The 12,685-nt window shown below is 59.6% G+C and carries 9 protein-coding genes and 1 pseudogene; 8 read left to right on the top strand and 2 right to left on the bottom strand.

Annotation, left to right across the window (positions count from 1 at the left end):
- The first annotated feature begins 3 nt into the window (after positions 1–3).
- The 3 genes from VB144_07995 (at position 4) to VB144_07985 (ending at position 1,291) form a co-directional block, all read left to right on the top strand.
- Positions 4–147, top strand: coding sequence for a hypothetical protein (locus VB144_07995; GenBank protein MEA4883580.1), 144 nt, complete (start codon positions 4–6; stop codon positions 145–147).
- 661 nt (positions 148–808) lie between these two features.
- Positions 809–1,105, top strand: coding sequence for a hypothetical protein (locus tag VB144_07990; protein ID MEA4883579.1), 297 nt, complete (start codon positions 809–811; stop codon positions 1,103–1,105).
- 57 nt (positions 1,106–1,162) lie between these two features.
- Positions 1,163–1,291, top strand: a complete 129-nt coding sequence (locus tag VB144_07985; GenBank protein MEA4883578.1) for a hypothetical protein — start codon at positions 1,163–1,165, stop codon at positions 1,289–1,291.
- A gap of 219 nt (positions 1,292–1,510) precedes the next feature.
- Here the strand turns inward: VB144_07985 and VB144_07980 are convergent, their stop codons facing one another.
- Both VB144_07980 and VB144_07975 read right to left on the bottom strand, forming a co-directional pair.
- Positions 1,511–1,849 (bottom strand): GNAT family N-acetyltransferase, encoded by a 339-nt coding sequence (locus tag VB144_07980; protein ID MEA4883577.1) that lies wholly within the window; start codon positions 1,847–1,849, stop codon positions 1,511–1,513.
- 1,136 nt (positions 1,850–2,985) lie between these two features.
- The gene (locus VB144_07975; protein MEA4883576.1) at positions 2,986–3,546 is read right to left on the bottom strand and encodes a HEPN domain-containing protein; all 561 of its coding nucleotides are present in this window, start codon (positions 3,544–3,546) and stop codon (positions 2,986–2,988) included.
- A 205-nt stretch (positions 3,547–3,751) separates the two neighbouring features.
- Between VB144_07975 and VB144_07970 the strand changes: the two are divergent.
- The 5 genes and pseudogenes from VB144_07970 (at position 3,752) to VB144_07950 (ending at position 12,646) form a co-directional block, all read left to right on the top strand.
- Positions 3,752–3,832, top strand: a pseudogene (locus VB144_07970) (DNA-binding response regulator).
- 256 nt (positions 3,833–4,088) lie between these two features.
- Positions 4,089–5,600, top strand: coding sequence for a TIGR02677 family protein (locus VB144_07965; protein ID MEA4883575.1), 1,512 nt, complete (start codon positions 4,089–4,091; stop codon positions 5,598–5,600).
- Entirely contained in the window at positions 5,590–6,795 is a 1,206-nt protein-coding gene (locus VB144_07960) for a TIGR02678 family protein (GenBank protein MEA4883574.1), read from the top strand. The genes VB144_07965 and VB144_07960 overlap by 11 nt, the downstream gene beginning before the upstream one ends.
- Positions 6,796–6,798: 3 nt before the next feature.
- Complete coding sequence (locus VB144_07955) at positions 6,799–11,115, top strand: TIGR02680 family protein (protein MEA4883573.1); 4,317 nt, start codon at positions 6,799–6,801, stop codon at positions 11,113–11,115.
- Positions 11,116–11,137: 22 nt separating this feature from the next.
- The gene (locus VB144_07950) at positions 11,138–12,646 is read left to right on the top strand and encodes a TIGR02679 family protein (GenBank protein MEA4883572.1); all 1,509 of its coding nucleotides are present in this window, start codon (positions 11,138–11,140) and stop codon (positions 12,644–12,646) included.
- Positions 12,647–12,685: the final 39 nt, after the last annotated feature.

The raw sequence follows: 12,685 nt of genomic DNA, 5'->3' as shown, positions 1-12,685 counted from the left end.
GAGATGTTCAGCAAGGGCGTAAGCAACCCCGATCTTCCGAGGCTGGACGCCGACATCATCACGCGCTGGGGTTACAAGATACCTGAGGCTCCACAGATACCTGAGGCGACAGAGCCCGCAAGTCCAGACACTACCGAGAAGCCCTAGGCAAGTGCGCCTGATGAGCCCAGTCCAATAGCGAAAGCCGACCCTCCGTGCTCTTCGGCCTGCTTAGCGATTGGTGCAAACTGAACGCAAGTTGAGCGCAAGCTAAACGCAAATCAGCGGCTGATGACAAGTCGCATGATATCGGATCTCACTCCGTCGGCCGTCGTAATGCAGCATAAGTACAGCTTCGGCCATCACGTCCCATGTTCAGCACCCTTGGGCGTTCAATCGCTCGGTTTTCGCTGCAGCCCTGAGCTCGCTAGATAGTCTGTACCTGGGGCATTGCCTTGGCATCGCGGAAGGCAACGTCTCGCGCGCCGTCTACAGCCGCTGATGCGGCTCCGTGGTTCTCAAGATTCCGGTCCCGCAGGCTGTTAATGTCGGCCAAACCGGCATTGTCGCGCGCTCAATGCCACTCAATTGGACATTGACCACGGGGTCAGTGTCCAATTGGTCGACATTGATGGTCCGACTCCCGCGGTCGAGGTTCGCGCAGATTCCATGACGCGCGCGGGCGATTTCCGAAAACACGTCTAGCTGCAAGCCAGCCGCGCCACATTATGCCATGATCCCGCCCTTTCGCGCGCAGTGTCGCCAATTTCGCCGGAACGCGCGTTTGGAGGATCTCAATGCTGGTTTCATCGACATTGCGGGCGTCTCAATGCTGGTTTCATCGACAGTATCGTTCCAGCGACGAGCAAGGCGTTATGCTGAAGCCACTGATGAGGAGTTGCCGCTCCCGGGCAAAAGGACAACAAAACGGCCTACAGCACGGATGATCCTGGATTCGTTTGATGCTGTCATCTTTGTTCAGCTTCCCGATGGCAATCGGCTGCTTTCCGAATCAAAGTCGTTCCCGGACAAGATGCTCCGGACCCTCGGAGTATCGCACTATCGCCGTCGGTCTGCATCTCACGTTCCGCATGTAACATATGGCAAGCAGGCATTTTGGGGGTGACCAGCTAAAGACTTGTTTGTTCGCTCCGGGTAATGTGGATCCCGGAGGTGCACGCTGTTGCATATGGAGACTATCTTGGAGGCTCTTGGCGCGGTGAGGCCGGTTGCCGCAGGCGCAACTTCTCTGATCGCCGCCATGGCGGAGGAGATTGGCCTAGCAGACATCATTGATAGATGCTGCGAATAGGATCGGACGAGATGCCGAGTCTCGCCTGGAAAGGCGATTGAAGCCCTGGCAATCTGCATCCTCTCGGGTCGGAAGGCGCTATACCATGTCGAAAAGTTCTACGAAGACAAAGACGTGGGGGCGTTGTGCCAGCTCGTTCGTTGGAAGCTGGGTCGCGATGTACGCCGAAACGGTGCGTGAGGCAGTGCAAGGTGATTGATGACTGCAAGGTCGAATGGGCTAGCCCATTCTCCTTATTATCATCCCCGCCGATGGCTGCATTCCCAAACGCGCGTAGAACGGCTGCACATCCGGATCGCACATTACGTCCACCATGTAGAGGTTCCTCACCTTGTGGAGAAGGCGCCTAACCAGCTCAGTCCCTATGCCCTGCCCACGGTAGTCGGGAAGCACCTCAAGCAATGGGATGTAGGCAGCCAGAACCCCATCGCTGACGGCGGTGATGAAACCTACCACCCGGTCGACGTCGGCATTCAGACCGTCGTCGGCCAGCGCCAACACCACGTAATCGCTTCCCCGCAGCAGCTCAAAATGCTCCTCAGGCGGCCCGCACTGCAAAGCCTTCCCTTCGGTCTTCTCTCGTTGATATCCAGGTATGCGCGGTGAACAGCCGACGACATGTAAGGGTCGAGGAATGCTCTCTCTTCGTCGGTATAGGCAGCCGGATATTCACGGGTTCTCAGAGGCATAACCACTGATTCCCTCCCGCTCGTTCAGGATGCCGGTCCCGTCAGCCAAACGGATCAGATCATGCTTTCGTCGACATCCTGGTGGCACGGGAAATCGCGCTAACGACCGCCACAGGCGGATCATCTCCTGTCGGCTATCATCATCTGAATCGAGCCCCGCATTGCCAGTGACCCCCAACTTGCCTATGCAGGGTTGATTAGCATGATATCGTGCGGCCGCAATTCGGCTCAGCTTGACGCTGGCCACTTCAACAAGTGCGCCCTTCTTGCCTGCTTCCGTGGCCCAGCTCGACCTCGGCGCTTCGCCGTCGACTGACGAACTGATCTCGGCGAGTCCGACAAGGCGCCGCCGCTTCCGCCGGAGTGGGACGACAGCGACTCGCTGGCTTCGCTTATTCCGGTCGTTCCTCTGGCGCCCCCATGGGGCCAAGCCCGTCTATATGTGCCGCAGTTCGGCACTTGGGGCAGCATCGAGACGATCGCTGGTTCGGTATCGGAGCTGTCACGTGTTTGACAAACAGCAGTTGCATTTGAAGCTGATAGGGGATCACTTCTGGAAGACAGCGATTCAGGCCATGGATCGTGCTGCGGAACATCTCGATCTGGATACCGACATGATAGATATGCCTCCATGATGCAGCGGCACATACAGCGAGCGCAGGCTGCGACCTCAGAGACGCAGGGTAGGAAGATCGCGGCCGACACTACCGACATGTTGGCCTCGCTCCCCATTTCCCATCACGAGTGCGGCAACTGCGGCGGTACAGGCATCGCGCCGGCGCTGCTATAAGATGCGAACGTGCCGAAGGTAGGAGTAGGCCCCGTAAAGCTGGGAGCCAAGTTCGGGGCGCAGGTCACATTCGATGCCGATGGCTCGGTGTCAGACATCAGTGGCTCGGCATCGGGTTCTGCTGGCATCGGTCCGGCGAAAGCTCAAGCGAGCACCAACGGTGGACTCGTGGTGGGGGCGCCGCCGGTACAGATGCCTATTGGGAGGCGGTAATCCTATTCGCGCTCGTTCGGCTGCAAATCCCGCATCCGCTTTCGAACGTGTGAGAGGATGGTCTGAGTTGTCTTGACTGCCTTCTCTGCATCCCAGATATCGAAGGCCTCTGCTGGAATGCCTCCTGGTAGACTATCGGGGCAACGAGTAGGAATGTAGTATTTGTCGAGACTGGCGCCGAGGGGGATTATGGGTTCAAACGTCCCGTCGAGCTCCGCAGCGTCTCTACAGAGTTCAGCTACAGAATGGCCCCACACTGCTTCCGCTCCACAAGCGAATAGGAACGCCTTGACCCCCTTCTCCGCCGATTGCTGGCTTAGGAAACAAGCGAGTCCATGTCGATTCCCTGTTATGACGAAATGCGCATCGTCGAGATCATGCTCGGCTTGTCGTAACCAACGAAGGGCATCATCATCACTGCTGGATCGTAGCGAGCCGCGGGCATGGGATCCAAACTGGATCACTCGCTCCACATCAGTCGCGGGGAGAGTAGCTAGAAACTGCTGAAGAGCAATGTCTAGCATCTTTCCTCTCTCTCGTGCACGCGGCATCCGAAAGCCCACGCTCTGGCGCCTCCAAACGATGGATGGCGCAGCTCACGTCGTTCAGTCACCATCTGCATCTTATCCTGCACGCGGCGCGCCGTCTAGCCTACCTTCCTCGCAGCACCTTGTGCAGACACCACGCATTACAGACTGTCCAAGAGTTCCTCGCGGAAGACCTTCACCAGGTTAGAGATGGCTCTGAGCTAAGTGCACGTGCAGCAAGGCGCTCCGCCTAGGGGCGAAAGGATACATCCTCAAGCAGGACTTCGAGAGCATCATTCCCGCCCTGAGAGCTGTCCACATGCTCCCTCCCCACTCGGACACAATACAAAGAGTCGCTGCAACCCCGGGCTCCGCTCCCAGTATCGCGCCATGTTGGCCGTATCCTCGCACATTACCTGAAGGAAGTCACAATCCGCTGACGAAGAATTAATGAGTGCCTGACTGGTGCAGAATCGGCGCGAAACTCGCCGCGCCGCAGGGCCGGTCGTCACGACCCCAGCCGCGCCCCCCTGCCACTGCCGCGCCCGGGCACTGAATGTATGGATGGACGGATGCTCATGGACGATAGATTACTGAAACCGATCACTGAGGTCACTTACCTGACTACCGAGAATGCCTGGCGCTACCGCGCCATTCTCCGTTACTTCTACATCCAACATGAACGGCTCAGGTACTACCTCCTTCCTGATGAGGTGCTGGACAATCTGAGAGAGAGCCCGCATTTCCAGGGCTATACTGAAGACCTGCTCGTGCGAGACCTCGATCAGCTCGTGGAGTGGAAGAACCTGATACCCCGTCAGGAGACGGGCAGGGTCGCCAGCATCGAGCAGTTCAGGAAGAAAAGGTTCAGGTATCAATGCGCGCCCTACACCGTCGAGATCGAGAGGATGGTGCGCAGTCTCGAACAGATGGGTGAATCCTTCGGGGGATCACTCGAAAGAACCCTCGTCCAGCGGATGCTGGAATCTCTCGAAATGCTCGTTGGGCCCGAGCGGGATCCGAGCAACACGCGATCTAGCGAGGAGGTCAGCCAGATCTGGGACGAGACCTTCGGGCATTTCCAAAGGCTGACCCAGAACGCCACCGACTATCTCGCGCATCTGAAGAGCGAGAAGGTAGAGGGGCTCATGAAGACCGAGGCGTTCCTCGTCTACAAGGATGCGCTCACTGAGTATCTCCGCGACTTCATGTCCTCCTTGCAGCGGACCTCCGCCAAGATAGATGCAGTGCTCCGCAGCACGCCGGATGACGTCGTCAAGCGTCTTGCGAGCCAGGTCGCCGACCATCAGCTCAGCATCCCGAGGCTGGACGCGCGCCCATCCAAATCCGATCTGGAGGCCACTCTGCTCGGGAAGTGGCAAGGGCTGAAGGATTGGTTTCTGGGCGCCGGGGGCCGTGAAAGCGACCTGTCTTACCTTCAGAACGAGACCAATGAGACAATCCGCAGGATAACCAGGTTCGCTCAGAGGCTGGGCGAAAGGAGCCAGAGCATCCGCAGTCGGTACAACGATTATCTGTATCTGGCTCGCTGGTTTGCAGGGCTCGACAGTATAGAAGAGGCGCACAAGCTTTCAGCCTGCGTCTTCGGGGTTCCAAATACCCGGCGCTTCGTCTCGGACTTCCCGGCCTCGGAGGACATGTATGCAGAGATATGGGACCTGCCCCCGTCTGTTGTTGCGATAAAGCCCAGGACCAGGCATTATCACGAACGGACAAAGCCGAGCGCGATCGTGAGCCAGGAACGCGAAAAGCAGGAGATGCTTGAAGCGCATCTTCGCGATAGGGCCACAGAGCGGCGTCTGATTGAAGAGATGATCGCTGGCGGCAGGATCGCTCTGGCAGAGTTAGGCCGAGTGGACCCGAATATACGAAGGGTCCTCCTGGCCTGGATCGATAGGTGCATGCTCAGCTCGGATCTGTGTGCGAAGACAGAGACCGGCCGCAGGGTAGAGCTGAGGCTGGTGGATAACACGAGGATATGCCTTGAATCCGACGATGGGATCTTGGAGATGCCCAATTACGAATTCCTGGTGGCGTCCTCTGGACCTGGAGGTAAGAATGGCGCCTGACGACTCTTTCGATGATATTGCCAAAGAAGCTATGACAGACCTCATGGAGCAATGGTGGATCTTGAGAGACAGAGAGCCTGAGAAGTACCGGATGGTCCGAGATCGTGAAACGGCCCTCGCGGCCTACGCCCTCGACAAGCTCGGCTTTAGGCTCGTCGTGCACCGATACTTCGCCAGGCTCGAGAAGATCCCGGCCGAGCCCGAGGCCTCCATGGGCATCCTGGACTTCAAGCATCCCAGGGACTATGCCATTTTCGCCTGCCTTCTCGCCTATCTGGACCGGAGAGCGGTCGAGGAGCAGTTCCTTCTGAGCGAGGTATGCGAGGATCTCAGGGCGACGTGCCCTACTGAGATAGGTCTTGACTGGGTCAACTACGAGCACAGGAAGTCCCTGGTTAGGGTGCTCACGTTCGCCCAGGAAACAGGCATCATCCAGCCGGTCGAGGGAGACGTGGAGCGGTTCAGCTTCTCTGCCGATACTGAGGTCCTCTACGATGTGACTGTCGTGTCCAGATACTTCATGCGACCCTACCCGAAGGACCTATCGGAGTTCAGGACCATGCGCGAACTCCTCGCGGCAGCCTGGGGCGAGACGGAAGGCGACCGGGAGAGCACCGCTTCTCGGCGGCGCCGGATCTACCGGGAGCTTTTTCTATGCCCTGTGATGTACGGACACGGGAGCCAGGACCCGGACATCCTGTATCTCCGCAACTACCGGAACCGCATCCGGGAAGATATCGAGGCTCACACCGATTTCAGGCTCGAGCTATACCGAACCTGCGCGATGCTGGTCCTTTCAGAGCGAAAGATTAGATACACCGCGTATCCCGACACCAAGGGCATTTCCGACATTTCTCTGCAGCTGGCGACGGTTGTGCGCGAGGCGCTCTCCGCAGGCGAACTCCAGAGGCAGCCAGAGGAGACTATCAGGCTCACCCCGGTAGATTTCGAGCGGCTCGTAATGGTCTGCAAGTCTAGATACGGACCTGGCTGGGGCGTTCAGCATCGGGAGGCGAAACTCTCGGAAGTAGCCCGGGAGCTTGAAGCGTTCCTGATCGAGTGGAGGTTCGCGCGCAAGGATCCAGAATCCGGGATGATCCTGCTCATGCCCGCGCTCGGGCGGGTGACTGGGGAGTATCCAGCCGAATTCGAAGAAAAGCTCACAGCCGCCGATCGGGCCGCGAAGGAGTGGTGAGGATTGCACGGACGCAGATCCGATGATAGATGGCAGATCCATCGAGCGGGGATCCTGAACTTCTGGTACTACGATGACGAGGAGTTCGCGTTCTCCAATGGAAAACTGCTGCTACGGGGGGCAAACGGCTCCGGGAAGTCCGTAACGATGCAGAGCCTCATCCCGGTGCTGCTCGATGGGAGGAAGGGCGCAGACCGGCTGGACCCGTTCGGTTCCCGGGCGCGGAGGATGGAGGACTACCTTCTGGGTGAAAAGGACGTAGTGGATCGAGAGGAGCGCACCGGATACCTCTACCTGGAGTACAAACGCGCAGACAAGCCTCAGTTCATGACGACAGGCATCGGGCTCAGGGCAAGGCGCGGAGCCGAGATGGATTTCTGGGGTTTCGTGATCCACGACAATCGGCGCATCGGCCACGACCTTCTGCTCTACAAGACCGAGTTCAGCGCCGAAGAAGGCGAGGAGCAGAAGATCCCGTTGACCCGGCGTCAGCTCGAGGATGAGCTCGGAGCGGGCGGCCGGGTGGTGCGCACCCAGAGAGACTACATGGAGCTTGTCAACAGGTACATCTTCGGGTTCGAGTCCCTTGCAGTATATGATGAGCTCATCCAACTTCTCATCCAGCTTCGCACGCCCAAGCTGTCGAAGGACTTCAAGCCCACAGTGATATACGAGATCCTGACCGCGTCGCTTCCCGCCCTTTCCGACGATGAGCTCAGGCCGCTTTCAGACACCATCGAGAACATGGACCAGATCAAACAGCAGCTCGACCAGATAACGCGCGACCAGACCTCTCTATCGCGGCTATGCAAGCAATATGACCTGTATAACCAGTTCGTGCTTGCGGAGAAGGCCGAAGGGTTCCGAAGCTCCGTCAATCGCCGGGACCGCCTCGAAGACCTGGGCAGGGAGCTCGAGGCCACACTCGTGGAGCGCCGAGCCGAAAAAGCCGCATGCGAGCGAGAACTCGAAGCGCTGAACCGAGAGAGAGAGGTTCTTCAAGAGGAAGAGGCCCGACTCAAGGAACACGACGTCTTCAAGGCCGAACAGGAGAAGCAAGGCCTGGAGGCGCAGCACGCCGACGTTTGGCGGGCCAGGTCTCACAAGGAGAGTCAGCTGTCGAGCAAACGGCGGACGGAATCGGATCTCGAGGAAAAGACACGTCATTGCGAGGCTGAAGCGGCGGAGGCAGAGGGCAGCATCAAGAAGGCTCTTGAGACCATGAGGACAGACGCCGCGGACGCGCACTATGTGCCATCCGCCGTGTCCATCTCTGAATTCGAACAGGATCCCCGGCCCCCGCGCGACTTCGTCCTGTGGAGAAAGGAAGCCGGGGACCATCTGCGCAAGCTTGAGGCCGTGAAGAACGTGATTCAAGAACACGCCCGAAAACAAGAGAAGCACCAGGAAGCACAATTCACGCTCGGCGAGGCCCAAAAGGAACTTGACCTCGCGCGAAATGAGGAGCACAAGCTTGGAAGAGGCTTCGAAGAGGCAAAGGATGCGCTCATAGAGGCAGTCCACGATTGGCGAAAGGGATGCGGAGAGCTTGAGCTCGCCAATGAGGAAATCCAGGAGATCTCAAGGCGGCTCTCTCAGCTATATGAGCTGTACAGATACGCGAAAGCACGCGCGCCGGAAGAGGAGGCCTATTCCCGTCGGCTGCGCGCGCTTCAGGCCGAAATCCTGGAGGTCCAACACGCCATGGGCGTCAAGAAACAGGAGATCGACGCGAAGGAAGGCGAACTCTCCGAATGGCGTGCGCGAAAGGAGCCTGAGCCCCTGCGCCGCCCGGAAACCGTCGCTGCAAGGCGTAGACTTGCCGAATCCGGGATACCGCACTTGCCATTCTTCGCCGCAGTGGAGTTTCGCGATGAACTGCCCGATGATATGCGAGATCGGGTAGAGTCGGCCATCACCGAGATGGGCCTGCTCGACGCGATCATCGTTCCCCAGAGCTTCGACATCACAGGATTGGATTCCGACAGGATCATCAGGCCGAAACCACAGATCCTCGCCTCCACGCTCGCGGACTTCCTTCGCCCAGCAGCGATCCCGGGCTCCGGCATCTCGGAAAGGGACATCGCAGACGCCCTGGCAAGCATTCTTGTAACCAACTCAGCGTCCGATGCCGCCCTTGAATCAGCTCCCGCAGCCTTGGCCGAAGGCGGAGCTTACCGCATCGGCATAATCGCGGGTTCCGCTCCCAAAACCGGGCGGGCGACTTTCATCGGCAGGGAAGCGCGGCGGAGGTTCCGTGAGCAAACAATCGTCCGCCTGGAGGCTGAGCTCGCATCGATTCGGGAGGAGCGCCTGAAGCTCGAGTCGGGGCTTCAGATCCTTCAAGCGCGGCAGCGTCAGCTCGCGGCCGACCACGCGGCTTTCCCGGCGGATGCAGATACGCTTGCAGCGTTCGAGCGCCTTGGCGGTGCGAAACTGCAGGTTCAGGCGCACGAACGCGAGGTGGAACGATGCAACGGAAAGGTGAAACAGACCTACTCCAGCCTCGAGGAGGTCCGCGGGCGGCTGCGCGCGGCTGCGGAAGGGTTGAGGCTCGAGCGGACTGAAGACGCGTACGATTGGGCCATTGAGTCCATGAAGGACTACATGCTTCACCTGCACGAAGTCGAGCTCGGGCATAAGGGGCTCGTCCACAACCTCTCCCTCTACAGTGAATACAAGGAGAGGTTCAAGAGCGTCACAGCAGACTCAGCCGAGCTTGTGAGGGAGATCAGCTCTTTCGGGGCCGACCTCGACCGGATCTCGCTCCAGCTGGAGCAGGTTCGGGCTCGCCTTGCAGAACTTGGGGTAGACGAAATCCGGGCCCGGGTAGAGCAGGTAGTGGACCGTCTCAGGGCCATTCCCGATCAAAGCCAAGAGCTTGCAAGCAGGAGCGGGAGCGCGGCCACGGCAATCGAATCCGTCGAGCGCGATATCGCGAACCAAGCAAGGAATCTCAGCTCCGCTCGGTTGGCGGCGGACGCATGGAGAAGGGTGTTCCTCGACGACGAACGACTGGACCTTGTCAGGCTCGACGACTCGTCGCAGAGACAGGGGCACGAGGGACAGGCGGCCGAGACCGATGACGCGGCTTTCGCGGACGGCGAGGCTCCCGCCCTGGACAGAGCCAAGGTGATCCGCAGGAGACTCGGGCGCCTGATCGCCAAGTCCAACCTGGATCGGGAGGTGGTCACGGGCCGGCTGAACAAAGCCTTCTATGAGGAGATCGGGAACCTGGTCGAGTACCGTCCTGCGATCGAGCCTGTGCTCGAAGTGGAATTGCCTGCCCCCGCTGAAGACGGCGACGCTGAGGATGCCGAGTGGGAGCAACTGAAGCAGAAGTCTCGGCGGCTCCAGGTGTTGATGGAGTATGGAGGGAAGCGGGTAAGCCCCTACTTCGTCCTCAACCAGCTAGATCAGGACATCGAGCTTCAGCAGCGATTGCTCAGCGAAAAGGACCGTGAGCTCTATGAGGAGATCATCATGCACAGTGTCGGCAGGATCATCCGGGAGCGGATAACCCGGGCCGAGCAGTGGGTGAAGAGGATGCGAGAGCTCATGGCCGAGAGGGATACCTCAAGCGGCCTTACGTTCGACCTGCGATTGCGGCCCCGGACCGCCCAGTCCGAGGATGAGATGGACACGAAAGACCTCGTCGATCTGCTTCGGGCTAACCCGAGCCTGTTGAAGGAAGAAGATGTGACCATGGTGGTCAGGCATTTCAGATACAGGATCGACCGGGCGAAGGAATTGCTCGCCGAGGGAAGGCAGGGCGAGACTCTGCACGGAGTCATCAAGGAAGTCCTCGATTACCGGCAGTGGTTCTCTTTCACTCTGTACTACACCCGCCAGGGCGAGCGGGAGCGGGAGCTTACCAATAACGCGTTCTACAAGTTCAGCGGGGGCGAGAAAGCCATGGCCATGTACATCCCGCTTCTATCTGCCGCGTTCTCCAGGTACTCCGAGGCTCGCGAAGATGCGCCCTACATCATCTCCCTGGATGAGGCGTTTGCCGGAGTGGACGAGAACAACATCCGCGACATGTTTGATCTCCTGGAGAAGCTGGGCTTCGATTACATCATGAACTCAGCGAGCCTGTGGGGAGACTACGATACCGTCTCGTCTCTCTCCATTTGCGAGCTTGTCCGCCCAAGAAATGCATCCTTCGTGACTTGCGTGCACTACCGCTGGGATGGTCACGCGCGCCAGTTGCTCGGATCGGTCCGGGAATCAGAAGTGCTTGAGGAGGCGGCCGAGGATGCGCTTCGGGACGCCAGGGCAGCAAGAGACATGGTGGCTGTGACCGCGGCGGGAAAGTGAATTGGTGTTCGGAGGGAGCAGGATGGACAAGAGGCTAGCGGAGGCGGTAGAGTTTTTCAAAAAGGAAAAGGGGCTGCATCGCCTAATCGGCCAGGTGATCCAGAAGTACAGGCGCCTCGGCGACATCCGCGGCACGGTAAGGCTCGTCGGGCTCGACGCGGCAGAGAGGAAGGCCCTATCCGAGCTCTTCCGCAAAGACTACACCTCGCGCGAATCGGCAGTTGTCTCCATCGCTCACTTAGCGAAGGCGCTTGAGCGCACCAGGTTTGCAGGAGTTGAGCTGGTCAAGATCCTCGAAGGATACCAGGGGAACCCTATCGCTACCCGCTCGGAAGAGCGGCAGGAGTATCAGGCGGCGAAAAGCGCGTTCTTCCAGAGCCTACATGAGGTGTGCGGGGCGCGCTACAGCAGGGCATGGATTGAGAATGTCGCGGCGAAAGGCCCAGGAAGCCGGGGCATCCATCGCTCCTACGACCGCGATCCCGCGACATTGCGCACACAGCTCGAGAAGGTCCTCCGGGCCCTCGCGAATCTGCCGACCGACCCCGCTCGCCGGGACACTGGGCAATATGAACGGCTCCCAGTGTTCGCGAGCCGCCTCGCCGGAGACCCACATGGTTTCGACATAGACACTGAACAAGGCAAGCACCTCATCGCCGCGCTCAGTTGGGTGCGCGCGGCCGTGGCAGGCCGCGACTGTGCTGGCGGCCAGGCGGACAACCTTAGGAACAACCCGGTGGATGGCCCGGCAGATGGCGCAACGGCGCCGCCTCATGGGGCCGAGGACGTCGCTGAACTCCTGGCGCACTTCGGGATAATACGGGACGATCTCCTAAACTTCGTGACCTGCATCGGGATCCTGGCGTTCGACGAGATCCCCATTGCCCTACCAAGCAGCGGATCAGGCGGATCGGACGGCCCCGGCGTTCCCCAGCCTCTGGCAACGTGGGCCGCTGCCTGCCGGGAAGGCGCTGTGCTCAACATCCCCCTCCGGGAGCTTGTCAAGGCGCGGTCGTGCATGCCGCTTGAGGCTTGCGCAGGGCCTGGGGCGGGCCACGGCGCCGGCCCGGCGGTGTTTGTGGTTGAGAACTCAGGGGTCTTCTCAGCTATCCTGGATCGATTATCGGACGATCCTTCGCGAGACGCCCGCCGACCGCCTATGGTGTGCACCCATGGGCAATTCAGGCTGGCTGCCTTGATGCTCATGGACAAGCTTGCGGCCGGCGGAGCTGCCATCTTCTACTCAGGAGACTTTGACCCCGAAGGGCTCCAGATGGCCCAGAGGCTGATGAACCGGTTCCCTGGATCAGTCCGGCCGTGGCGCTACGGACTCCAAGACTACCTAGGCTGTGTGTCAGAGACGCCTCTTCCCGAAAACCGCCTCGCGAAGCTTCAGGGGGTCACCGCGCCTGAACTCGTCCCCGCCAAAGACGCGATGGCAGCAGAGCGGAAGGCGGGCTATCAGGAGAGATTGCTCGACGCCCTCGCTGAAGACGTCCGGGAGGCGCTCAGGTCGGCGGCCGTCCCTTAAGACGATACATGCTAGATCCTCACACGTCTTCGACTACGG

The sequence above is a fragment of the Clostridia bacterium genome (genome assembly GCA_034926675.1).
Classification (GTDB): domain Bacteria; phylum Bacillota; class DTU025; order DTU025; family DTU025; genus JAYFQW01.
The sequence above is the reverse complement of the archived record's forward strand: the minus strand, read 5'-3'. Positions and strand labels throughout refer to the sequence as shown.